This window comes from Streptomyces sp. NPDC059371, from assembly GCF_042751995.1.
In the GTDB taxonomy this organism is placed as follows: domain Bacteria; phylum Actinomycetota; class Actinomycetes; order Streptomycetales; family Streptomycetaceae; genus Streptomyces.
The window spans coordinates 15,496-38,048 of the sequence record NZ_JBHYXD010000076.1 but is presented as its reverse complement, the minus strand read 5'-3'; the positions used below and the strand labels follow the sequence as shown (position 1 = coordinate 38,048).

18 protein-coding genes are annotated in these 22,553 nt (G+C 72.8%); 3 read left to right on the top strand and 15 right to left on the bottom strand.

Features of this window, described 5'->3' with window-relative positions:
* Positions 1 to 127 precede the first annotated feature (127 nt).
* From ACFXGX_RS31575 to ACFXGX_RS31555, 5 genes are all read right to left on the bottom strand, one after another.
* Positions 128 to 1,612 carry an HAD-IA family hydrolase gene (locus ACFXGX_RS31575; RefSeq protein ID WP_384797852.1) on the bottom strand — a complete coding sequence of 495 codons (1,485 nt, stop codon included), beginning with the start codon at positions 1,610 to 1,612 and terminating at the stop codon, positions 128 to 130.
* A gap of 220 nt (positions 1,613 to 1,832) precedes the next feature.
* Entirely contained in the window at positions 1,833 to 2,894 is a 1,062-nt protein-coding gene (locus ACFXGX_RS31570) for an ABC transporter ATP-binding protein (RefSeq protein WP_384797849.1), read from the bottom strand.
* 2 nt (positions 2,895 to 2,896) lie between these two features.
* The gene (locus ACFXGX_RS31565) at positions 2,897 to 3,715 is read right to left on the bottom strand and encodes an ABC transporter permease (RefSeq protein ID WP_384797846.1); all 819 of its coding nucleotides are present in this window, start codon (positions 3,713 to 3,715) and stop codon (positions 2,897 to 2,899) included.
* Entirely contained in the window at positions 3,703 to 4,611 is a 909-nt protein-coding gene (locus tag ACFXGX_RS31560; protein WP_384797843.1) for an ABC transporter permease, read from the bottom strand. Before ACFXGX_RS31560 ends, ACFXGX_RS31565 begins: the two co-directional genes overlap by 13 nt.
* Positions 4,608 to 5,765, bottom strand: a complete 1,158-nt coding sequence (locus ACFXGX_RS31555; RefSeq protein ID WP_384797840.1) for an ABC transporter substrate-binding protein — start codon at positions 5,763 to 5,765, stop codon at positions 4,608 to 4,610. The genes ACFXGX_RS31560 and ACFXGX_RS31555 overlap by 4 nt, the downstream gene beginning before the upstream one ends.
* A gap of 212 nt (positions 5,766 to 5,977) precedes the next feature.
* On the opposite strand from ACFXGX_RS31555, the gene ACFXGX_RS31550 reads away from it, so the two are divergent.
* Positions 5,978 to 6,718: a GntR family transcriptional regulator gene (locus tag ACFXGX_RS31550; RefSeq protein ID WP_384797837.1), complete on the top strand. Its 741-nt coding sequence runs from the start codon at positions 5,978 to 5,980 to the stop codon at positions 6,716 to 6,718.
* A gap of 165 nt (positions 6,719 to 6,883) precedes the next feature.
* Here the strand turns inward: ACFXGX_RS31550 and ACFXGX_RS31545 are convergent, their stop codons facing one another.
* The 7 genes from ACFXGX_RS31545 to rpe form a co-directional block, all read right to left on the bottom strand.
* On the bottom strand, positions 6,884 to 7,336 hold the full coding sequence (locus ACFXGX_RS31545; protein WP_015661832.1) for an Lrp/AsnC family transcriptional regulator: 453 nt from the start codon (positions 7,334 to 7,336) through the stop codon (positions 6,884 to 6,886).
* A 55-nt stretch (positions 7,337 to 7,391) separates the two neighbouring features.
* Positions 7,392 to 8,873: an amino acid permease gene (locus ACFXGX_RS31540; protein WP_384797833.1), complete on the bottom strand. Its 1,482-nt coding sequence runs from the start codon at positions 8,871 to 8,873 to the stop codon at positions 7,392 to 7,394.
* A gap of 318 nt (positions 8,874 to 9,191) precedes the next feature.
* Entirely contained in the window at positions 9,192 to 10,634 is a 1,443-nt protein-coding gene (locus tag ACFXGX_RS31535) for a GuaB1 family IMP dehydrogenase-related protein (RefSeq protein ID WP_384797869.1), read from the bottom strand.
* A 107-nt stretch (positions 10,635 to 10,741) separates the two neighbouring features.
* Complete coding sequence (locus tag ACFXGX_RS31530) at positions 10,742 to 11,119, bottom strand: barstar family protein (protein ID WP_384797830.1); 378 nt, start codon at positions 11,117 to 11,119, stop codon at positions 10,742 to 10,744.
* Positions 11,116 to 11,562 carry a ribonuclease domain-containing protein gene (locus tag ACFXGX_RS31525; RefSeq protein WP_384797827.1) on the bottom strand — a complete coding sequence of 149 codons (447 nt, stop codon included), beginning with the start codon at positions 11,560 to 11,562 and terminating at the stop codon, positions 11,116 to 11,118. The genes ACFXGX_RS31530 and ACFXGX_RS31525 overlap by 4 nt, the downstream gene beginning before the upstream one ends.
* 52 nt (positions 11,563 to 11,614) lie before the next feature.
* Entirely contained in the window at positions 11,615 to 12,658 is a 1,044-nt protein-coding gene (locus ACFXGX_RS31520) for a sugar-binding transcriptional regulator (RefSeq protein ID WP_384797824.1), read from the bottom strand.
* A gap of 78 nt (positions 12,659 to 12,736) precedes the next feature.
* Positions 12,737 to 13,423, bottom strand: a complete 687-nt coding sequence (gene rpe / locus ACFXGX_RS31515) for a ribulose-phosphate 3-epimerase (RefSeq protein WP_384797821.1) — start codon at positions 13,421 to 13,423, stop codon at positions 12,737 to 12,739.
* Between the two features lie 134 nt (positions 13,424 to 13,557).
* Here rpe and ACFXGX_RS31510 point away from each other — a divergent pair, with 134 nt between their 5' ends.
* Positions 13,558 to 15,813 carry an MMPL family transporter gene (locus tag ACFXGX_RS31510; protein ID WP_384797818.1) on the top strand — a complete coding sequence of 752 codons (2,256 nt, stop codon included), beginning with the start codon at positions 13,558 to 13,560 and terminating at the stop codon, positions 15,811 to 15,813.
* A 128-nt stretch (positions 15,814 to 15,941) separates the two neighbouring features.
* Here ACFXGX_RS31510 and ACFXGX_RS31505 read toward each other — a convergent pair whose 3' ends face one another.
* A complete protein-coding gene (locus tag ACFXGX_RS31505) occupies positions 15,942 to 17,375 on the bottom strand; it encodes an RsmB/NOP family class I SAM-dependent RNA methyltransferase (protein ID WP_384797815.1) in 1,434 nt (477 codons plus the stop codon).
* 365 nt (positions 17,376 to 17,740) lie between these two features.
* Positions 17,741 to 18,673, bottom strand: coding sequence for a methionyl-tRNA formyltransferase (gene fmt, locus ACFXGX_RS31500; protein ID WP_384797812.1), 933 nt, complete (start codon positions 18,671 to 18,673; stop codon positions 17,741 to 17,743).
* A 380-nt stretch (positions 18,674 to 19,053) separates the two neighbouring features.
* Between fmt and ACFXGX_RS31495 the strand changes: the two genes are divergently transcribed.
* Entirely contained in the window at positions 19,054 to 19,596 is a 543-nt protein-coding gene (locus tag ACFXGX_RS31495; protein ID WP_384797809.1) for a hypothetical protein, read from the top strand.
* A gap of 290 nt (positions 19,597 to 19,886) precedes the next feature.
* On the opposite strand, the gene ACFXGX_RS31490 is transcribed toward ACFXGX_RS31495, so the two are convergent.
* The gene (locus tag ACFXGX_RS31490) at positions 19,887 to 22,043 is read right to left on the bottom strand and encodes a primosomal protein N' (RefSeq protein WP_384797805.1); all 2,157 of its coding nucleotides are present in this window, start codon (positions 22,041 to 22,043) and stop codon (positions 19,887 to 19,889) included.
* Positions 22,044 to 22,553 lie beyond the last annotated feature (510 nt).

Here is a 22,553-nt window from a genome sequence, read left to right as displayed (position 1 = left end):
GGTGACCCATGTGTTACTCGCGGGTAGCGGGCGCGGCTCAAACTAGTCGATGTTGAGCCCGGACCGCAATGGTCCGGACTGACTGAGCGTTCAATGCGCGCTGCATGCCGTCACCGGGCCCCTCCCGTCAGTCGCCCCTGGGCACCGTGAACACGGTGACGACCGCCGCGTGGTCGGAGGGCCAGTCGTTGCCCGCTACATCCGGCCAGGTCCGCGGGGTTCCGGCGACCAGGGTGCGGGAGTCGAGGACGGTCAGGCCCCGGTGCAGGACGAAGTCGATCCGGTCCTGCGGTTCCGGGCGCCCGCTGCCGTCCTCGTGCTCGGTGTGGACGGGCGACCAGGTGTGTCCCGGGTCCCGGACCGGGTCGGGGTGGGCCTCCCGGTAGGAGTCGCGCAGGCCCGCCTCCTCGGTGGCCCGTGTCACCGGCCAGTCGACGTCCGGCCAGTCCAGGTGCGAGGGCACGTTGAAGTCGCCGGTCAGGACGACCGGCACGGACGCCTCGCCGGTGTCGGCGATCCGCCGCAGGATCTCCCGCATCCGGGCGAGCCGGCCGCTCTCGTGCGCGATCAGTCCGGCCGCCGGAAGGCCGTCGAAGCGGGCCTCGTAGGGGCCGTAGGGGGCGCAGTCGAGGTGGACGCTCCAGACGTCCACCCGCCGCCCGCCGGCCAGTTCGATCCGGACTCCGGCGCCCCCGTAGAAGCCGACGTCCGGGTCGCCGAGCGCGGCGGTGATCGGGTGGCGGCTGATGATGCCGAGGTTGTCGCCGGCCCGGTGGTGGTACCAGCCCAGGGCTTCGGCGAGTTCCCGCGCCGCGTCCCCGTACGTCTCCTGGAGGCCGACCACGTCCGCCCCGGTCTCCGTGATGACCTTGAGCTGCTTCTCGCGGTACCCGTCGACCTCGGTGCCGCCGAGCCAGAGGTTCCAGCTCATCACCCGCAGCTCGCCCGGGGCGACCATGGCCCGCAGCCGGGCCGGGGAGACCTCCTCCAGGCTGCCGAGCACGGTACGGCCCGCGGCGGGCGCGATCGGCGCGAGGGAGGGCACCGCGAGGACGGCACAGCCCGCCGACTCGGCCGAGGTGACGCCGGTCTGGGTGTCCTCGACGGCGACACAGGCGGCGGGGTCGACCCCGAGGGCGCGGCAGGCGGCGAGGTAGGGGTCGGGGGCGGGCTTGGTGCGCCCGGTGTCGTCGGCGGTGACGGAGACGGCGAAGCGTCCGGCGCCGAGCGCCTCCAGCACGGTGTCGGCGACCGCCCGCGGGGAGGCGGTCACCAGGGCCGTGGGCACGCCCTCACGGGCGAGCGCGTCGAGCAGCTCCTTCGCTCCGGGGCGCGGCACGATGCCGGTACGGACCCGGTCCGCGAACTGCCGGTGCAGTTCGGCGGCGGTCTCCTCCCCCGGAGCGCCGGTGACCCCGGCCAGCCATGCGGCGGTGTGCTCGACGGGCCGTCCGAGGACGTGCGGCTGATCGGCCCCCGTCAGGGCGTGCCCGAGCCCGCCGGCCACCTCCTCCACCGCCTCCCACCAGAGCCGCTCGGTGTCCACGAGCGTGCCGTCCATGTCGAACAGAACGGCCTGGAGGGGGGACCGGGCGGTGGAACGGTGGGTCACGGTGATCTCTTTCTTCGGTGGGGGGATCGGGCTCGGGCCCGCGGACCCATCAGCCCGCGGGGGCGATCCCAGCCCCTCCGGCGTTTGAGGAGCGGGGTCTGGGGCGGAGCCCCCAGGTATGGGACGGGTAGGGGCGGAGGGGGCGATCGTCGCTTGTGGGGGGCCTGGAACGGGCACCCGCGGTGGGGGGCGGCGCCGGACGCCTCGGTCGGGACGCGTCTCAGTCGGGGCGCGCGGCGACCAGGACCGGGCGGTCCGGGAGGGTGACGGTCACGGCGGCGCCCGACGCGATCGCCGCGGCCTCGTGCGTGGGCAGGTCGGCCTTGACCTCGGTGCCGTCGGCGAGCCGCACGGTCACCCGGGTGGCCGCGCCGAGGAACGCGGTGGCGAGGACCCGGGCGTCGCCGGAGGCGTCGGCGCTCACCCGGACCGCCTCCGGCCGCACCAGCACATCCACCTTCCCCGGGGCGGGCGCGTCCCCGTCCACCGGCAGCCTCCGGCCGAGGACCTCGACCCCGTCGCCGCCGAGAGTCCCGGGGATCCGGCTCATCGTGCCCACGAACTCGGCGACGAAGGCGGTGGCGGGACGCCCGTACAGCTCGGCGGGCGAAGCGCACTGCTCCAGCCGTCCGGCCCGCATCACCGCGACCCGGTCCGCCATGGACAACGCCTCTTCCTGGTCGTGGGTCACGAACAGGGTGGTGATGCCGAGTTCGAGCTGGAGCCGGCGGATCTCCTCGCGCAGCGACAGCCGCACCTTGGCGTCCAGCGCCGACAGCGGCTCGTCGAGCAGCAGGACGCGGGGCCGCAGGGCGAGCGCGCGGGCCAGCGCGACCCGCTGCTGCTGGCCGCCGGAGAGCTGGTGCGGGAACCGCTCGCCCTTGTCCCCGAGGCCCACGAGATCGAGCAACTCGGCCGCACGGGAACGCCGTTCGGCCGCACGCACCTTACGCATCCGCAGTCCGAAGGCCACGTTGTCCAGAGCGCTCAGATGCGGGAAGAGGCTGTACGACTGGAAGACCATCCCGGCGTCGCGGCGGTGCGCCGGAACCCGGGTGATGTCCTCGCCGTCGACCAGCACCTCGCCGGAGTCGGGGTGTTCGAAGCCGGCGAGCATGCGCAGCGCGGTGGTCTTGCCGCAGCCGGAGGGGCCGAGCAGGGCGAGCAGTTCACCGGGCCGGACGGTGAGGTCGAGGCCGTCGAGAGCGACGGTCGGACCGAACTCCCGCCTGAGTCCGCGGAATTCGACGGTGGCGGCCTTGTCGAGCGTGGCGACGGTCATGTTCATCCCCGGGAGGCGGAAGCGGTACGGGAGCGGCCACCGAGGACGGCGAGCGCGAGAAGGAGTGCCCAGGTGAGGAACAGGCTGAGCACGGAGACGGCGACGGACATCTGGGCCTGCGAGCCGCCGACGCTGTAGATCCACACGGCGAAGGGCTGGTAGCCGAGCAGGCTGGCGACCGTGAACTCACCGAGCACCAGGGCCAGGGTGAGGAAGGAGGCGTTGAGCAGCGCGCCGCGCAGATTGGGCAGCACCGCCCGTACGAGCGCCTGCGGCATGCTCGCCCCGCAGCTCCGGGCCGCCTCGACGAGGGTGCGCACGTCGACGGCGCGCAGTCCCGCGTCCAGGGCCCGGTACGCGAACGGCAGCGCCATCACGACGTACGCGAGGACGAGGACGACGGGGAAGCCCGGGTCCTGGATCGCCACGAAGGTCTGGAACAGCGGGGTGCGCGAGAGGTGTTCGGGCCCCCACTTGAGGACGGTGGAGATGCCGGCGACGAACGCGATCGGCGGCACGACGAGCGGCAGTGAGCACACCACCTCGACGACCGGCCGCAGCCGGGGCGAGCCGAGCCGCAGCGCGACCGTGGCGGGCACCATCAGGAGCAGCACCACGGCGATGGTCGCGGCGGCGAGTTCCAGCGAGAGCAGCAGGCTGGAGACGAAGCCGTCTGCGGACACGATCGAGGTGTAGGCGTCGAGGCTGACGCCCTGTCCCGGCACGTCGACCGTGAAGATCACGGACGCGGCCAGGGGCACCAGGAAGTACAGCGCGGCGAGGGCGAGGACCACCCAGCGCCACAGGTTCAGGCGAGCCATCGCGCGCTCCGTCGTTGCAGGGGCAGGTACACGGCCATGACCAGGCCCGCAATGAGGACCATGTCGAGGCTGAGGGCGAGCGCCACGTTCTCCTGGCCGACCAGCACGTTGCCGGAGATGGCGTCGGCGATCTGCAGGGTGACCAGCGGGACCGCGCTGCCCACCATGGCGGCGGCCGTGGCGTACGCGGCGAAGGCGCTGCCGAAGAGGAGCACGAGCCCGCCGAGGAGCGAGGGCGCGAGGACGGGCAGGGCCACATGCCGCCAGTACTGCGCCGAGGTCGCGCCGTTGTTCCGGGCCGCCTCGCGCCACTGGGAGCGCAGTCCGTCGAGGGCGGGCGTGATGGTGAGGACCATGAGCGGGATCAGGAAGTACAGGTAGACCACGACCAGTCCCCAGAAGCTGTAGAGGTTCCAGCCATGGTCGGTGAGGTGCAAACGGCTCGTGAGTACGCCGGAGTTGCCGAGGGTGGCGACGAAGGCGAAGGCCAGCGGGACGCCGCCGAAGTTGGCGAGGACTCCGGAGGCGGTGAGCACGGCCTCGCGCAGCGCGCGGAAGCGGGAGGTCACCACGGCCTGCGCGAGCGGCAGTCCGAGGAGGGTCGCGAGTCCGGCGGAGACGGCGGACAGCTTGACGCTGCCCACGAGCGCGGTCAGGTAGGCGCCCTGGAACGAGCCGGTCAGGTTGGCCGTGGTGTACGAAGTGGCGCCGGTGGCCTGGTCCTTGACGGTGAAGGCGCCGTTCAGCATGGCGAGCGCGGGGACACCGAAGGAGACCGCCACGAAGGCGAGCAGCGGGAGGACGGCGAGCGGGCCGGTGGCGCGGCGGCGCCGCCGCTGCCCGTGGGCAGCGGCGGGCGCCACGTCGGCCGGGGCCTCGGTGAGAGCGGTGGTCATCCGGAGACGGCCTTGCCCCAGCCCTGGGCGAGCACGGTCTTGGCCTTGCTCTGCTGGGCCTCGGTCGGGAAGCTCGGGGTGCCCGAGACCGCGGGAAGCCTGTCGGCGGCGGTCTTGTCGAGCGTGCCGGCCTTTTCCATCGCGGTCATCAGGGCCGGGCGGGCGTATCCCTTGAGCCACAGGTTCTGGCCCTCGGCGCTGTAGAGGTACTCCTGCCACAGGCGGGCGGCGGCCGGGTGCGGGGCGGCCTTGTTGATGGCCTGGGAGTAGTACTGGGAGAACTGGCCGTCGCTGGGGACCGACACCTTCCAGTCGAGGCCCTTGGCCTTGAACTCGTCGGCGTATCCGGCGTTCAGGTAGTCCCAGTCGATGCTGATGGGCGTCTCGCCCTTCTCGACGGTGGCCGGGGTCGACTCGACGGGCGTGTAGTTGCCGTTCTTCTTGAGCTTGGCGAAGAAGTCGAGGCCGGGCTGGATGTCGTCGAAGGAGCCGCCGTTCGCCAGCGCGGCCGCGTACACGCCGCCGAACGCCGAACCGGACTTGGTGGGGTTGCCGTTGAGCGCGACCTGGCCCTTGTACTGCGGCTTGAGCAGGTCCTTGAAGGTCGTCGGGCACTCCTTGACCTTCTTGGCGTCGCAGCCGATGGAGATGTAGCCGCCGTAGTCGTTGAACCAGCGGCCCGCGGTGTCCTTCTGGCCCTCGGGGAGGTCGGCGAAGCCGGCCACCTTGTACGGGGCGAGCAGGCCCTGCTGGGCCGCGCTCAGCGCGAAGGAGCTGCCGAGGTCGAGGACGTCGGGGGCCCGGTCCTGGCCCTTGCGCGAGGTGACGGCGTTGATCTCGTCCTGGCTGGAGCCGTCGGGGCTCTCGACCTGGATCTTGATGCCGTACTTCTTGGTGAAGCCGTCGATGAGAGCGCCGTAGTTGGCCCAGTCGCGGGGAAGGGCGATCGCGTGCAGCGTGCCTTCCTTCTTCGCGGCCTTGGCGAGGGCGTCGAGACCGCCGAAGTCCGCGGCGGAGGTCGCGGTGGCCGCGCTCTTGCCGTCGGCGGTGGTCGCCTTGTCGTCGGGAGCGGCGCCACAGGCGCTCAGGGTGAGCGCAGCGGCGACGGCGAGGCCGCCGGTGAGGAGGGCGGTCCTCGGCAGGAACACGGTCACGGTCTCTCCAGGGTGACGCACGAGGGTGTGGGATGAGCGGATAACTTGTCTGAACAAGTTGGCCTCAGTAGGCCCGCTGATGGTGTCCTGCTCGTGAACGTCGGTGAAACCACAACCCCCTATTCCCTGCACAATTCCAGCCGGCACGGAGCACCGTCCGATCTCGATTAGGCTGATCAGACTGTGCACAGCGGTTGAACCAGAGGGGAAGAATGACGGCGCGACACGAGGAGATCGCCGAGGAGCTGCGGCGGGCGATCGACCGCGAGGAGTACACCGTGGGCAGCCTGCTGCCGGCGGAGACCGATCTCGCGGCCCACTACGGCGTCTCGCGCGGCACGGTCCGCCAGGCCGTCGCGGCCCTGACCGCCGAGGGGCTCATCGGGTCGCGCCAGGGCGCCCGGCGTGTGGTCCTCGCCGGCCGTCGCAGCCAGAGCTTCGCCGAACTGCGCAGCTTCGCCCAGTGGGCGCGGGCCATGGGGCGCGAGGCGACCGGCCACGTGGTGGCGCAGGAGCACCGCCCGGCGACGGCGGAGGACGCCGTACGCCTCCAACTCCCGGAGAAGACACCGGTGTTGCACGTGCTGCGGATCCGCGGCCTGGACGGCGAACCGGTGCTGCTGGAGCGCACGGTGTACGCGGACTGGATCTCCCCCGCCGTCGCGGCGATCGAACCCGACTGCCCCTCCGTCACCCAACGGCTCCTCGAGGACACCGGTCTGGTCTTCGCGTACGGCGAGCACGTCATCGACGCCGTCGCGGCGAGCGCCCAGGACGCCGACCTCCTCGGCGTCCGCCGCACCAGCCCCCTGCTGCGTGTCCGCCGGGTCACCACCACGCGCGAGGGCCGCCCGGTGGAATGGTCCGACGACCGCTACCGCTCGGACGCGGTGAGCTTCAGCGTCCACAACTCGATCGGCAACAACGCCCTGGCGAGAAAGACGGCGGACTGACCAGTGCCGCGGCAGGCAATGTTTACCCGTCAAGGAGCGGCGTCCGGTGCGTGCTCTCGGCGTGCCGGCCGGAAGTCCTCGTACTGGATGTACCCGGGCTTTCGGCCGGTGCGGCGAGAGTGCGTGCCGGGCGTCGCGACGGGGCGAACGTTGCCTGGCGCGGCACTAGGTGGGCGACCCCGAGGAAAACCTCCGCAGCAGCGGCGACAGCACCAGAACGGACTTCGTCCGTTCCACGAACGGCTCCCCCGCGATCCGTTCGAGCACCCGCTCGAAGTGCCGCATGTCGGAGGCGAACACCTGGACCACCGCGTCCGCCTCCCCGGTGACGGTGGAGGCGGCCACGACCTCCTGATACCGCTCCAGACCCCGCTGGATGGTCTCGGGAGAGGTGTTCCGGCGGCAGTAGATCTCGACGAACCCCTCCGTCTCCCAGCCGAGCGCCGCCGGGTCCACCCGTACGGTGAACCCGGTGATGGCCCCGGTGGCCCGCAGCCGGTCGACCCGCCGCTTCACGGCGGGCGCGGACAGGCCGACCAGTTGTCCGATGTCCGCGTAGGAGCGGCGGGCGTCCTCGGCGAGGGCGTGCACGATGCGTTCGTCGAGATCGTTCAGCACTGCGGGTGGTTCACTTTTCTGCGAGGGGTTCCTGCGACGGTTCCTGAAACGGGTTCTACGGCTGCTCGGCGACGGCTTCCGCGGTCGCCATCCGGGACTTGCGGTAGCCGTAACTGAAGTAGAACACGAGCCCGACGGCCATCCAGACGCCGAAGACCACCCAGGTGACGGCCGAGAGGCTGGCCATCATCCACACGCACAGCAGGAAGCCGATCGCGGGCAGCACCGGCGCGAGCGGTACCCGGAAAGTACGGCGCATGGCCGGGCGCGTCCGGCGCAGCACCACGACGGCGACGTTGACCAGCGCGAACGCGAACAGCGTGCCGATGCTGGTGGCGTCGGCGAGCTGGCCGAGCGGGATCGCGGCGGCGAGGACACCGCAGAACAGCGAGACGATGACCGTGTTGGCGCGGGGCGTGCCGGTCTTCGGGTTGACCCGGGCGAACACCTTGGGCACCAGACCGTCCCGGGCCATCGCGAACAGGATGCGGGTCTGGCCGTAGAGCACGGTCAGCACGACACTGGCGATGGCGATGACGGCACAGGCCGCCAGCAGCGTGCCCCAGAAGGTCTGCCCGGTGACGTCCTTCATGATCTCGGCGAGCGCGGCCTCCGAGTCGCCGAACTGCCGCCAGGGCTTCGCTCCGACGGCGACGGCCGCGACGAGGACGTACAGCGCGGTCACGATGACCAGCGAGAGCATGATCGCGCGCGGCAGGTCGCGCTGCGGGTCCTTGGCCTCCTCGCCGGCGGTGGAGGCGGCGTCGAAGCCGATGTAGGAGAAGAACAGGGTGGCGCCGGCGGCGCTGACGCCCGCCATGCCGAGCGGCATGAAGTGCTCGTAGTTGCCGGAGCGCAGGCCCTGGACGCCGATCGCGCAGAACAGCACCAGCGCGGCGATCTTCACGGCCACCATGATGGTGTTGGCGCGCGCCGACTCGCGGGCTCCGCCGAGCAGGAACGCCATCGCGAGCAGGACGACGATCAGCGCGGGCAGGTTGAAGAGGCCGCCGTCACCGGGCGGCGCGGAGAGCGCGTCCGGAATGGTGACGCCGATGGTGCCGTCGAGCAGCTCGTTCAGGTACTCGCCCCAGCCGACCGCGACGGCCGCGACCGAGACGCCGTACTCCAGGACCAGACACCAGCCGCAGATCCAGGCGATCAGCTCGCCCATCGTCGCGTACGTGTACGAGTACGAGGATCCGGCGACCGGGATGGTGCCGGCGAGTTCCGCGTAGGAGAGGGCGGAGAACAGCGCGGTGAGACCGGCGATCACGAAGGACACGGTGACCGCGGGTCCGGCCTTGGGGACGGCCTCGCCGAGGACCACGAAGATGCCGGTGCCGAGCGTGGCACCGATGCTGATCATGGTGAGCTGCCACAGGCCGAGGGAGCGCCGCAGCGAGCCGCCCTCGCCCTGTCCGCCCTCCTGCACCAGGCGTTCCACCGGCTTGCGGCGCATGAGGCGCGCGCCGAATCCCGCGGCGGGCGGGGCGGACATGGGTGGGGACTGCGGGGGTGCGCCTTGATCGAGCACGCGCTGGCTCCTTAGTCGCTGCCGGTCGAAGAGGACGGGAACCGGCGGCACCCCTGACAGCCGGGACCCGCCGAGCGGGGTCCCCGCCACGCCTGTGTACAGCGCTCGACCCTATGAGTTCGGGCTTCACGGGCGTAATGCAGCAACCTTGCGCATCTCCGCAAGATCGTTGCGTTCATCCCATCCCGGCGCGTGTTCGTTGCGCGGGCCTTTCGGATGGTTGCGCGAGGCGACTTCCGGCCGGTCGGGGGAGCCCTCCCACGCGTACGGCCCCCGCTCCCGGCAGGGGAACAGGGGCCGTACGGGAAGGGCGGAGGATCAGCTCCAGCTCGCGTGCAGCGGCTTGCCCTCGGCGTAGCCGGCGGCGCTCTGGATGCCCACGATCGCGTTCTGCGCGAACTCCTCCAGGGAGTTGGCGCCCGCGTAGGTGCAGGAGGAACGGACGCCCGCGATGATCGAGTCGATCAGGTCCTCGACGCCCGGACGGGACGGGTCGAGGAACATCCGCGAGGTGGAGATACCCTCCTCGAACAGCGCCTTGCGGGCCCGGTCGTACGCGGACTCCTCGCTGGTGCGGTTCTTGACGGCCCGCGCGGACGCCATGCCGAACGACTCCTTGTACAGGCGTCCGTTCGCGTCCTGGTGAAGGTCGCCCGGGGACTCGTACGTGCCGGCGAACCACGAGCCGACCATGACGTTGGACGCGCCGGCGGCCAGCGCCATCGCGACGTCGCGGGGGTGGCGGACACCGCCGTCGGCCCACACGTGCTTGCCGTACTTCTTCGCCTCGGCGGCGCACTCCAGGACGGCGGAGAACTGCGGCCGGCCGACGCCGGTCATCATGCGGGTGGTGCACATGGCACCGGGGCCCACGCCGACCTTGATGATGTCGGCGCCCGCGTCGATCAGGTCCTTGACGCCCTCGGCGGCGACGATGTTGCCCGCGACGATCGGCACCTTCGGGTCCAGCGCGCGCACGGTCCTGACGGCGCTGATCATCGACTCCTGGTGGCCGTGCGCCGTGTCGATGACGAGCGTGTCGACGCCCGCGTCCAGCAGCTGCTTGGCCTTGCCCTCCACGTCGCCGTTGATGCCGACGGCGGCGGCGATGCGCAGCCTGCCGTTCGCGTCGGTGGCCGGCGAGTACAGCGTGGCGCGCAGGGCGCCCTTGCGGGTCAGGATGCCGGCCAGCTTGCCGTCCGTGTCCACGGCGGGGGCGTAGCGGCGGTTGGCGGCGTCGAGCCGGTTGAACGCCTCACGCGGCTCGATGTCCGCGTCGAGGAGCAGCAGATCCCTGGACATGACCTCGGAGAGCTGGCTGAAGCGGTCCACGCCGGTGAGGTCGGCGTCGGTCACCACGCCGACGGGGCGGCCGTCCTCGTCGACGACGACGCCCGCGTTGTGCGCGCGCTTGGGCAGCAGCGCCAGCGCGTCGGCGACGGTCTGGTGGGGTGCGAGGACGATCGGGGTGTCGAGCACCAGGTGGCGTCCCTTGACCCAGGAGACGACCTCGGTGATGACGTCGATCGGAATGTCCTGCGGAATGACGACAAGGCCACCGCGGCGGGCGACGGTCTCGGCCATCCGGCGGCCGGCGATCGCCGTCATGTTGGCGACGACGAGCGGGATGGTGGTGCCGGTCCCGTCCGGGGAGGTGAGGTCCACCGCCTGACGCGAGCCGACGGCCGAACGGCTGGGCACCATGAAGACGTCGTCGTACGTCAGGTCGTACGGGGGCTGGATGTCGTTGAGGAAACGCACGTGCTGCACATCCCAGTCGATCAGAGGTGGCCCCCGGACAGGTCAGCCAGGGGGAAGAGCACGTACTTCATTGTCCCATGCCGGCCGGTGCGAGGTCCCCAGGCGGATCATCCAGGCTGGTCAGAGGGCAATTGGTCGGATCCTCCAAGGGAGAGGACGACCGAGAGCGCCGCGTCGGCGTCCTGGTAGTAGCCGGAGGCCGTCGCCAGCACCGCCTGCGCGGTCTCCCACTCCTCGGGCCGTGCCCGCGCGTAGGGGCGCCAGCCGGTCACCACGATGAGCCTGCCCGGACTGGCCGGTCCCCAGTCGGGGTCGCCCAGGAGGTCGCCGAGCGCGTCCCAGTTCCGTCCGAACCACTCCGGCAGGTCGAGGGCGCGGACACAGCGCGCCATGAAGGCGCCCTTGTCGAGCACCCCGGTGAGGTCGAGTTCGGTGACCTGCCACCCGGCCGAACGGCACACCACCGCGAGCGGACCGTGCGTCATCTCAGTACCGCCTTGAACGAGTTGTAGTGATCGTCGGTGTAGAAGATCTCCCCGCCCTGCCCGGTGACGATGCGCCGGGCCCCCCGGTCGCTCTCCCCCGGGGTCGACACCGTGTACTCGTGGTAGTAGCCCCGGGCGTGCTCGGGAAGCTCGCGCTCGAAGTTGCCGAAGACGGTGCCGTCCTTGGCGTACGCGAAGGGTCCGCCCCGGTCGATGAGGGCGAGGGTCGACCGTGCCTCGGCGGGCAGCGCGGCCACGGAGACGGTCGGCAGACCGCCGGCCCAGGACGGGGCCGCCCCGTAACGGCTCACGGCGGTGGCCGCGGATTCTCCGGGACCGGACCCGCCCGTCGCCGAGCAGCCCGTCAGCAGGACGGTCAGACAAACCAGCAGTCCCGCGAACAGGCGGACCGTGAACGCCCGAGGGGGCGGCCGTGGCAGCATGACGTCGATGCTGCCACGGCCGCCCCCTCGGGGCGCGCTTCGCGTGCCGTCGTCAGGCCCCGTCCGGGTCCGCCCGGTTCAGCGCCGGACGCGGAGGCGGACCCGCCGTCATCAGCGCGTCCGCGGCGGCGGTGTCCGTGACCAGGCTGGTGACCAGCCCGGACCGCAGCACCGCGTCGATGGCGGCCGCCTTGCGGTGTCCGCCCGCTATGGCGACGACCTCGGGGATACGGCGCAGCCGGTCGGCCTCGACCGTGATGCAGCGTTCGCCCAGGTCGCGCCCGACCCGGCGGCCCTCGGCGTCGAAGAGGTGCGCGGACATCTCGGCGGCGACACCGAGCGAGGCGTAGTGCGCGCGCTCCTCGTCGCTGAGCATGTCGTGCACCGTGGAGATGCCCGGCTCCCAGGAGCCGATGGAGACGCAGGCGACCGTCACCTTGTCGAAGTACTCGAAGGCGCGGGCGATGCCCGTCTGGTTGCGCAGCGCCGCCGCGGTGGCCGCGTCGGGCAGCAGCATCGGCGCGTAGATCGGGTGGGCGTCGCCGCCCGACACCTGCGCGGCACGCCGGACGGCCTCGACGGAGCCGCGCTCGGCGGTCCCGGCGTCGTACACACCCGTGAGCTGCACCACCGTGCACGGCGGGAGCCGGTCCAGCGCCGCCGCCATGTGGATCGTGGAGCGGCCCCAGGCGAGACCCAGCACATCGCCCTCGTTGACGAGCTCGCCGAGCAGGTCGGCGGCCACCTCGCCGAGGTTCTCCGGGTCGGGCGACTCCTCGGCCTCGGCCGGGGACTCGACGACGACGGCGTGCCGCAGGCCGTAGCGGGCACGCAGCGCGTCCGAGCGCTCCGCGTCGAGCTCGGCGGGGACGCGGATCTCGATCCTCACGAGATCCCGTTCGAGAGCGGTCTCCAGGACCCGGGCCACCTTGAAGCGGCTGACGCCGAACTCCTCGGCGATCTGGATCTTGGACTTGCCCTCGAGGTAGAAGCGGCGGGCCATGGCCGCCGCCTGGACCAGCTCAGCGGGTCCCATCCGCATGGCTGACCGGCCCGCCGACATACCCGACACGGCGATCTCCTCACTTCTGTTCACACTCTGGATTCGCCGTTCATCCTTGCAGATCCGGCGCACTTGATCCGCCCTGATGGGCGGCGTTCACGTTCCCTTGGCTCAGTGGTCGCACGCCCAGGACGCACGGGCCGTCGCCTCCTCCGCCTGGGTGCGCAGTGCACGTACCGCCCGGGCGGGGTCCGCCGCCCCGTACACCGCCGAACCGGCGACGAACACGTCGGCGCCCGCCTCCGCGCACCGCTCGATGGTCGAGGCCGAGACACCACCGTCGACCTGGAGCCACAGTTCCAGGCCGTGCTTGCTGATCAACTCGCGCGTGCGGCGGATCTTGGGGAGCATGATGTCAAGAAAAGCCTGACCCCCGAACCCGGGCTCGACGGTCATGATCAGCAGCATGTCGAGCTCGGGCAGCAGATCCTCGTACGGCTCGATGGGGGTCGCGGGCTTGAGCGCCATGGAGGCGCGGGCCCCCTTGGCCCGGATCTCCCGGGCGAGCCGGACGGGCGCGGCCGCCGCCTCCACATGGAAGGTGACGGAGCCGGCACCGGCTTCCACGTACTGCGGCGCCCACCGATCGGCGTCCTCGATCATCAGATGGCAGTCCAGCGGAGTGTCCGTCGCCCGGGCCAGAGACTCTACGACCGGTACCCCGAGGGTGAGGTTCGGTACGAAATGGTTGTCCATGACGTCGACATGGAGCCAGTCCGCGCCTTCGACCGCCCTTGCCTCCTCGGCAAGACGGGCGAAGTCGGCGGACAGGATGCTGGGGTTGATCTGCGCGGCCATGCCCCAAGACTGCCATGCCCCGGGCCCGTTGCCCGCCTCGGTCCGGACCTGGATCGGCCGGCGGCTGCCCCGGGACGGTCCGCCGTGCCATCCTGGACGGCCCATCGACGCTGCGTCCGGTCTCGGGGGTGGGCATGAAGCGGCTCGACGTCTGGAAGCGTGCGGCCATCCGAGGCGTGTGCGGACGGCGCTCCAAGTGGCTGGTCCTGGGCCTGTGGCTGCTGATTCTCCTCTTCGTGGCACCACTCGGAACGAAGCTCGGCGACGCCCAGGACAACGACGCCCAGTCCTGGCTGCCGGGCTCGGCCGAATCCACCCAGGTCCTCGACATCTCGAACGGGTTCCGGCCCGAGCAGATCCCCGCGGTCGTCGTCTACGCGCGCCCGGACGGCCTGACGGCACAGGACCGGCGGCAGATCTCCGACGACGTCCGGCAGCTCAAGACGCTGCGGGACCACGGCGTCCGCGGCGCCGAGACCCGGGGACCGGTGTTCGACCGGCAGCCGGATCCCCGCGCGGCGCAGGTCTACGTCCCGATCACCATGGACGCGGCCGGCTGGCAGCGGATCGCCCCAGCCGTCTCCTCCATCCGTGACCAGGTGGGCAAGGGCGACGACGGGCTCTCGGTGCACATCACCGGGCCCGGCGGCACGGCCGCCGACTCCTCCAAGGCCTTCGAGGGCATCGACTCGACGCTGCTCTTCGCCGCGATGGCCGTCGTCATCGTGATGCTGCTGATCACCTTCCGCAGCCCGACCCTGCTGTTCGTCCCGCTGCTCGGCGTGGTCGTCGCCCTGTTCACGGCCCAGGCGCTGATCTATCTGCTGGCGAAACACGCCGGTCTGACCGTCAACGGCCAGAGCGCGGGCATTCTCACCGTGCTGGTGTTCGGCGCGGGGACCGACTACGCCCTGCTGCTGGTCGCCCGCTATCGCGAGGAACTGCGCCGCCACGAGGACCGGCACGAGGCGATGACGCTCGCCATGAACCGGGCCGGTCCCGCCATCCTCGCCTCCGGCGCGACCGTCGTCCTGAGCATGCTGGTGCTCCTGGTCGCCGAGATGAACTCGACGCGGGGTCTCGGGCCGGTCGCGGCGATCGGCGTGGCCGTGGCGCTGCTCGCCATGCTCACGCTCTTCCCTGCCCTGCTGCTCGTCTTCGGCCGCTGGATCTTCTGGCCGGCCGTCCCGCACCCCGGCTCGGCCGATCCGACCAGGAGCGGCGTCTGGGCACGCATGGGCGGGCGGATCGCCCGCCGCCCCCGGACGTTCTGGGTCGCGACCGCGCTGGCCCTCGGGCTGCTGTCCCTCGGCCTCATCCAGCTCCGCGCCGCGGGCATCCCCAACGCCGACCAGTTCACCGGGAAACCGGACTCGATCGTCGGCCAGGAGGTGTCGGCGCGCTACTTCCCCGCGGGCGACGGGGATCCGCTGGTCATCGTGTCCAACACGGCCCAGGGCAGACAGGTCGGCGAGACCGTGGCGGCGGACCCGGGCGTCGTGACGTCGAGCATCGGGGTGCCACCGGGCACCGCGCCCGTGCACGACGGCAGGGTGCTGTTCGAGGCGACCACCCGCGCCCCCGCCGACAGCACGGCGGCGAAGGACACCGTGGAGCGGGTCCGCGACGCGGTGCACGCCGTGCCGGGTGCCGACGCGAAGGTGGGCGGCGGCTCGGCGGCCCTGCTGGACATGGAGACCGCCCAGACGCACGACAACTATCTGGTCATCCCGCTCGTCCTCGTGGTGGTCCTGCTGGTCCTGAGCGTCCTGCTGCGCGCGCTGATCGCCCCGCTCCTGCTGATCGGGACCGTGGTGCTGTCGCTGGCGACCGCGCTCGGTGTGAGCGCGCTGGCCTTCCGGCACGTCTTCGACTACGCGGGCGAGGACGTGGCGTTCCCGCTGTTCGTGTTCGTGTTCCTGGTGGCACTCGGCATCGACTACAACATCTTCCTGACCACCCGGATCCGCGAGGAGGCGATCCATCACGGCACCCGGCGGGGCGTGGTGACGGGCCTGGCCACCACCGGGGCGGTGATCACCTCGGCCGGTCTGGTCCTCGCGGGCACGTTCGCGGCACTGGGCACCCTGCCGATCGTCGGGTTCGCGGAGATCGGCTTCGCGGTCGCGCTCGGCGTGCTCCTGGACACCTTCGTGGTGCGTTCGGTGCTGGTCACCGCGCTCTTCCTCGACGTCGGCCCGAAGGTGTGGTGGCCCGCCCGGCTCGCCCACGAGGACGGAGGCTCCCGGGCCGGGAAGGCACCGGAGCCGACCGGGCCCGGGGAGCTCGCGGGGACCCCGGAGCCCACCGCCGGAACCCCCGACGCCGGGGACGCGGGCGATGCGGGCGACACGGGCGACGCCACGAGACCGGCCCGGCCGCCCGACTGACGGGCGAGCGCGGACCGGGGTGGACCAGGGCCGGGGCCGGGGCCGGTTGCCGGACCGATCCGGACGACACCCGCCGGGTGTCGGGTCGGCGGAGGCCTCGGGTCAGCCCGTCCGACGGAGGCCTCGGGTCAGGCCGTCCGACGGATCAGGGCCAGGTACATCGCGTCCGTCCCGTGCAGGTGCGGCCAGAGCTGGACGTCGGGGCCGTCCCCGAGCGCCGGTACGCCGGGCAGCAGCGGGCGGGCGTCGAGCAGTTCGGCGGAGCCGTCCTCGAAGTGCTTGAGGACGTCGTCGACGACCGCGCGGGTCTCGGCGAGGTGCGGCGAGCAGGTCGCGTAGCCGACGACACCGCCGACCCGCACCGACGCGAGCGCCGTGCGCAGCAGTCCCCGCTGGAGCGGTCCGAAGCCGTCGAGGTCCTCGGGGCGGCGCCGCCAGCGAGCCTCGGGACGGCGGCGCAGCGCGCCCAGGCCGGTGCAGGGCACGTCCATGAGCACCCGGTCGAACGTGCCGGGCCGCCACGGCGGGCGGGTGCCGTCGGCGGCGATGACCTGGTAGGGGCCCGGGTTCCCGGCGAGTGCCTTGGCGACGAGGCCCGCGCGGTGCAACTGCTTCTCGGAGGCGAGCAGCGTCGCTCCCCGCTGGGCGGCCAGGCCGGCCAGCATCGCGGCCTTGCCGCCGGGTCCGGCGCAGCCGTCCAGCCAGGCCCGGTCGGGCCCGTCGAGCGGCGCGTTCGCCAGGGCGATCGCCACGAGCTGGCTGCCCTCGTCCTGGACGCCCGCGCGGCCCTCCCGTACGGCGTCGATGGCGCCCGGCTCGCCGCCCTCGGTGAGCCGCACGGCGTACGGGGACCAGCGCCCGGGAAGCGCCGAGTCCTCGTCGAGGGCGCCGAGGAGTTCATCGGCGGTGGAGCGTCCGGGCCGGGCGACGAGGGTCACCTCGGGCCGTTCGTTGTCGGCCTCCAGCAGGTCCTCGATACCGGCCCGGCCGCCGCCCAGCGAGTCCCACAGCGCCGAGACGACCCAGCGCGGGTGCGAGTGCACGACGGAGAGGTGGTCCTCGGGGTCCGCGTCGTAGGGCGGCGCGACCTGTTCGAGCCAGGCGTCGAGGTCCTGTCGCGCGACCTTGCGCAGCACGGCGTTCACGAACTTGGCACGCCCGTCGCCGAGCACCACCCGGGCCAGCTCGACCGAGGCGGAGACGGCCGCGTGCGTCGGGATGCGGGTGCCGAGGAGCTGATGGACGCCGAGGCTGAGCACGTCGAGGACCGGCGGGTCGACCTCCCGCAGAGGCCGGTCGACACACGCCGAGATGACGGCGTCGTACGTGCCCTGGCGGCGCAGCGTGCCGTACACCAGCTCGGTGGCGAGCGCGGCGTCCCGTGCGTCGAAGTCGTCCTTCTGCCTCGCCTTGCGCAGCAGCGGCGGCAGGACGAGGTTCGCGTACGCGTCCCGCTCGTCCACGGCCCGCAGCGCCTCGAAGGCGAGCATGCGGACCGGGTCCTTCTGGGGGCGGCGGTAGGGCTTGCCGGTCTTCTGCGGCCGACTGGGCTGCTCACTCACGAAAAAGGTGCTCCGGATCCAGGAAAAAGGTGCGTCTATCAGCGTACGCCGCGGGACTTGCGGCGCACACGGGCGGCCACTCGACGGATGACCCGCGCCGGCCCCGCGAGGGCGCCGCGACGGATGACCGCGCCGGACCGGAGGCTGCCGCAGGCCCGAGGGCATGCGGCAACGCCCGAAGGCCCTCGGCAGTCTCGGACGCGCTCTCCGCAAGCCCCTGCCGGCCCAGGGCGCCCGCCGGGAGGCCGTCCAGCCGGTGCCGCCCGCCAGGAGGCCGCCCGGACCCCGCGGCGCTCACCGAAGGGCCGCGACAGCCGCCGTGGCGCTCGGCGCGGGGGTCGGCGCGGAGCAGACTCCGATGCGGGTCAGACCCCGAGGCGCTCCCCGGAGGGGATGCGTACGCCGCGGGCCCAGTCCGCGGCACGCATCGGCTTCTTGCCCTGGGCCTGCACCCAGAGCAGTTCGACGGCGTACGAACCGGTGCCCACGTACACGTTGTTCTTGGCGACGGACAGCTCGCCCGGGGCAAGGTCCGTACGGTCCGGCACCGTCGCGACCTGGATGAGCTTGAGGCGCTCGTCGCGGAAGACGGTCCAGGCGCCGGGGGCGGGCGTGCACCCGCGCACCATGCGGTCGACGCGCAGCGCCGGGGCGGCCCAGTCGATGTGGGCGTCCTCGACGGTGATCTTCGACGCCGTGCTGATGCCGTCGGCCGGCTGCGGCACGGCCTTGAGCGTGCCGTCCTCGATCCCGTCCATCGTCGCCGCGAGCAGCCCGGACCCGGCGAAGGCGAGCCGCGTGAGCAGGTCCCCGCTGGTGTCGGTGGGCCGGATCTCCTCGGTGACGGTCCCGTACACCGGTCCGGAGTCGAGGCCCTCCTCGATGAGGAAGGTGGTGGCGCCGGTGATCTCGTCGCCGGCCATGATCGCGTGCTGGACGGGGGCGGCGCCGCGCCAGGCGGGCAGCAGCGAGAAGTGCAGGTTGACCCAGCCCTGGGCGGGGATGTCGAGGGCGACCCGGGGCAGCAGTGCCCCGTACGCGACGACGGGACAGCAGTCCGGGCCGATCTCCCGCAGCCGGGCCAGGAATTCCTCGTCCCGGGGCTTCGCGGGCTTGAGCACCTCGATCCCGGCCTGCTCCGCCCGCTCGGCGACCGGACTCGCGACGAGCCGTCGCCCCCGTCCGGCCGGCGCGTCCGGCCGGGTCACGACGGCGGCCACCTCGTGCCGCCCGGAGGCGATCAGGGCGTCCAGGGCGGGAACGGCGACCTCGGGGGTGCCTGCGAAGACGAGCTTCATGGGTGGCGGTTGGCCTCTCGGGCGGGAGCACTTCCATCCCCCGCGCGCGTGCCGGTTCAGGCGAAGCACGGGGCAGCGCACCAGTCTATGCCGCCCGGGGCCCGGAGGCTCGGGGGTTGTCCAAGGGGCCCTGTCCCCGGGCCCGCACGGAGTTCGGATCATGCGTCGGCGCAGGTGGCCGTGTCCGACCGGCCGCGCACGGGGCGCGTCCACGGCACGACGGGGGGCGTACTTCTCGGGACACGCCCCGTTCATATGCTCTTGCGCCCTTGCACCCGTGACCACTCACCCGTCCACGCGTTGGTCAAGAAAGAGTTGACCACAGCGGGCCGCTCACCAGCGGCCCGATCCCTTCCAACGCCGGTTCGAGAGGCTTGTTCATGGCCGACCATGCAACCCACGACGCCCAGGCTCGGGCCAGCCTGCACTTGCTGGTGCGGGACATCGAGCGGGTCCGTCGGCAGGTGGACGCACTGCGCACGCTCACCGCCCAGTTGGGCAACGTCTACCGTCCGCGCCGCGCCGGCCCCTCCACGGGCTTCGTCGTCTACGGCCGCGCGCCCGCCCCGACCGTCCGTCTCGCCCAGGAGCTGCGGGACAGCGTCGAGACGCTGGTCACCGCCGCCGTGGACTTCGACCGCTCCCTCGGCTTCTCCTGGGACGCGGTGGGCTCGGCACTCGGGGTCACCAAGCAGGCGGTGCACCGGCGTTACGGAGCCCGTCGCGCGGCCGCCCAGGCCGCGGCCGAGGCGGAGCGCGCCACGGAGACGGTCGACACCCACACGATCAACGTCAACACCACCATCCCCTCGGTGCCGACCGTCCCCGCCGCCCGCTCCATGCCGACCCAGCCGACGGCCGGCAGCCCGACACTCCGCGACGAAGCCAGGCCCACGGCCTTCCCGGGCCCGCGCAACGGCTGACCGATCGCGTAGACGACAACTGCCTCCCGGCGCCGCGTCCCGGGGGGCAGTCCCCATTGCACGCCGATACGCGAGTCACCGCCCCGCCGCCGCCCCACCGACCGCGCGGAGACACGGCCATGACACCGCAGCACACCCAGCGACCGTGCCGAGACACGGCCATGACACCTCGGCACAACCAGCGACCGTGCCAAGGCAAGGCCATGACACCCTCGTCACCCCACGGTCCGCGGCGGCACCCGTGCGTCACGTGCTCCGCGCCCCGGACCCCGCGCCGCCCCACCGGTGTCTCACCCGATGTCGGGCGGATCGATCCGGATGCGTACGGGCTCACCGCCCCCGCGGGCCATACGCGCCGCCTGCGCGCCCTTCAGCGCGGCCGCCAGAGCGGCGCCACTGCCCGGGGGCACCCGGATGAGCACCCGCTCCCCGGGTTCTCCGGGAGGCGGTCCACCGGGCCGACGGGGCCGCCCCGCCTCACCGGCCGGCAGCGGTACGGGCCCCAGCACCTCGGCGTCACCCGGCAGTTCGGCCGCCGCGAGGAACCCGGCGAGCGCCTCCGGCGCACCGGACACCGCCGCCATCCGGGACACGGGCGGAAAGCCCAGCTCGGCCCGCTCGGCGAGTTCACGCACCGCGTGCCCGACCGGATCCCACCGCACGAGCGCCTGAACGGGCCGCAGGGTCGGTTCCGCCACGACCACGACCGTGCCGCCCGCCCCCTGCGGACGGACCAGCGCGGCGGCCGCCGTCCACCGGCGCAACGCGTCCTCGCCGGCCCGCAGATCGGGCCGTCCGAGCATGGCCCAGCCGTCGAGCAGCAGGGCCGCCGCGTACCCGCCCTCGGCGACCGGTTCGGCCCCCGGCGTGCTGACCACCAGGGCGGGCGTCGCGGACACCGTGTCCAGCACCTGCTCGCGCCCGGACGTACGCACGGGCACGGCCGGAAACGCCCGCCCCAGCTCCTCGGCGGTCCGCCGGGCGCCGACGACCTGCGCCCTCAGCCGGAACCCGCCGCACTCCTGGCAGTGCCAGGCCGTCTCATCCCGCCCGCACCAGCCGCAGCGCAGCGCCTGGGCGTCCTGCGCCTCCAGCGGCCCCACGCAGTGCCGGCATCGCGCGGGCTCCCGGCACCGCGCGCAGGTCATCCGGGGCACATAGCCCCGCCGGGGCACCTGGACCAGTACGGGCCCCAGCTTCAGCCCCTCCCTGACGACCTGCCAGGCGAGCGTCGGCAGCCGGGCGGCCCGCGCCGCCTCGTCGCGGGCGAGATCGCCGTCCGAGACGGTCCGCACGAGCGGCGCGGCGGTACGCACCTGTTCCCGGTCGGCGGCCAGCGGCAGCGCCCAGCCGCTCTCGACCAGTTGCGCCGCCTCCACCGTGCACGTCCAACCCCCCAGCAGGAAGCCGCACTTGTCACGCGAGGCGCGCAGCTCCAGCACTTCCCGGACATGCGGGAAGGGAGCGTTGTCGTCGCTGTGTCCGTCGTCGCCGTCGTCCCAGACGACGATGAGGCCCAGGTTCCGTACGGGAGCGAACATGGCGGCCCGGGTGCCGACCACCGCGCGAACGGACCCGCGCCGTACGGCGAGCCAGTCGCGATAGCGCCGCTCCGGTCCGGCGTCCGCCGTGAGCACGGCGTGCTGCCCCTCCCCCACCAGAGCCTTGAGTGCCGCGTCGCCGCGGGAGGCGGGCCGGCCCGCCGGTACGACGACGAGCGCCCCGCGCCCGGAGGCCAGCGTCGCCTGCACCGCGCGGGCGATCTCCTCGGCCCACTCGGGGCCGGGCAGCGCCGTCCACACGGCGCGCGGCGCGCCGCCGGAGGCGAGCGAGGCGAGGAAGTCGGCCCCTCGTCCGTACCGCCGCCAGGTCCCGGGGTCGGGTGCGGCGGGCGGAGGCGGGGGCGCGGGCGACTCCCGCGCCTCGGCACGGGCGTGCCGGGGCGGCACGGCGAGCTGGAGCACGTCGGCCAGCGATCCCGCGTACCGGTCGGCGACGGCACGGGCCAGACCCAGCAGTTCGGGTCCGAGGACGGGTTCGGGCGAGACGACCTGGGCGAGGGCGGCCAGCGGTCCGGAGTAGTCGGACTCGGCGACCCGCTCGACGAGATATCCGTCGATGAGACCGCCGCCCTCGCGCCGCCCGTCCCGCACGTTGCGTCCGCCGGCGCCGAAGCGGACCCGCACCCGCACGCCCGGCTGCGCGGCCTCGTCCAGGTCCTCGGGCACGGCGTAGTCGAAGTAGCGGTCGAGATGCAGCACACCCTTGTCGACGAGCACCCGCGCCACGGGCAGGTCCTTCGCCAGCGGGGCACCCCGCCAGGTCCGCGGCTTCGCCTTCGGCGCCTTGGCCTGCCGCACGGCCTCCCGGATCAGCGCAAGCTGCTCGGGCGGTGCGCCTTCCGCGCCGCCCGCGCTGTCGTCGGATCGCCCGTTCGCGCTGCTCACAGCAGTATTCCTACCAGACCGCACTGACAGCGCCGCCCGCCCGAGATCAGGCCGGCCACGGATCGCGAACGCCGTGAAGGCGCTTCTGCCTTGGGCCGCTCGGCCATACCGGTCGGGACCGGCAGCAGGATTCGAACCTGCGAGGGGACATCACCGGAAGTATCCGAGGCCATCGCACCGGGCCGGGCGGCGCGGAGTCTCCCGAGATCAGGACGGCAGCGGTACGTGTTCCAGATTCACCGCACGCCATGGGCGTACTCCACCGAAGTAACCGCGGCCTTCGCACCGGGAGATCATCAGCGTACGAACCCCGGCCCGGACCGGCCACCTCATTTCCCCGGCAGGCCCGGCACGGCCACAGCCTTCCCCCGGCCACCGCTCTTCCGCACAGCCGTGAGGCCCGGCACCCCCCCCCGGGGGCCGGCCGCCCCCCCCCGCACTCACCCACCCCCGCACCCACCGCCGCCGCGGGGGCCCCCCCACCCCCCCCCACCGCCCCCACCCCCCGCC

Bases quoted from the DNA above. Each gene is read 5' to 3' on its own strand.
- ACFXGX_RS31570 (WP_384797849.1), bottom strand. From the start codon at position 2,894: ATGACCGTCGCCACGCTCGACAAGGCCGCCACCGTCGAATTCCGCGGA.
- ACFXGX_RS31565 (WP_384797846.1), bottom strand. From the start codon at position 3,715: ATGGCTCGCCTGAACCTGTGGCGCTGGGTGGTCCTCGCCCTCGCCGCG.
- ACFXGX_RS31560 (WP_384797843.1), bottom strand. From the start codon at position 4,611: ATGACCACCGCTCTCACCGAGGCCCCGGCCGACGTGGCGCCCGCCGCT.
- ACFXGX_RS31550 (WP_384797837.1), top strand. From the start codon at position 5,978: ATGACGGCGCGACACGAGGAGATCGCCGAGGAGCTGCGGCGGGCGATC.
- ACFXGX_RS31530 (WP_384797830.1), bottom strand. From the start codon at position 11,119: ATGACGCACGGTCCGCTCGCGGTGGTGTGCCGTTCGGCCGGGTGGCAG.
- ACFXGX_RS31525 (WP_384797827.1), bottom strand. From the start codon at position 11,562: ATGCTGCCACGGCCGCCCCCTCGGGCGTTCACGGTCCGCCTGTTCGCG.
- rpe (WP_384797821.1), bottom strand. From the start codon at position 13,423: ATGGCCGCGCAGATCAACCCCAGCATCCTGTCCGCCGACTTCGCCCGT.
- ACFXGX_RS31510 (WP_384797818.1), top strand. From the start codon at position 13,558: ATGAAGCGGCTCGACGTCTGGAAGCGTGCGGCCATCCGAGGCGTGTGC.
- fmt (WP_384797812.1), bottom strand. From the start codon at position 18,673: ATGAAGCTCGTCTTCGCAGGCACCCCCGAGGTCGCCGTTCCCGCCCTG.
- ACFXGX_RS31495 (WP_384797809.1), top strand. From the start codon at position 19,054: ATGGCCGACCATGCAACCCACGACGCCCAGGCTCGGGCCAGCCTGCAC.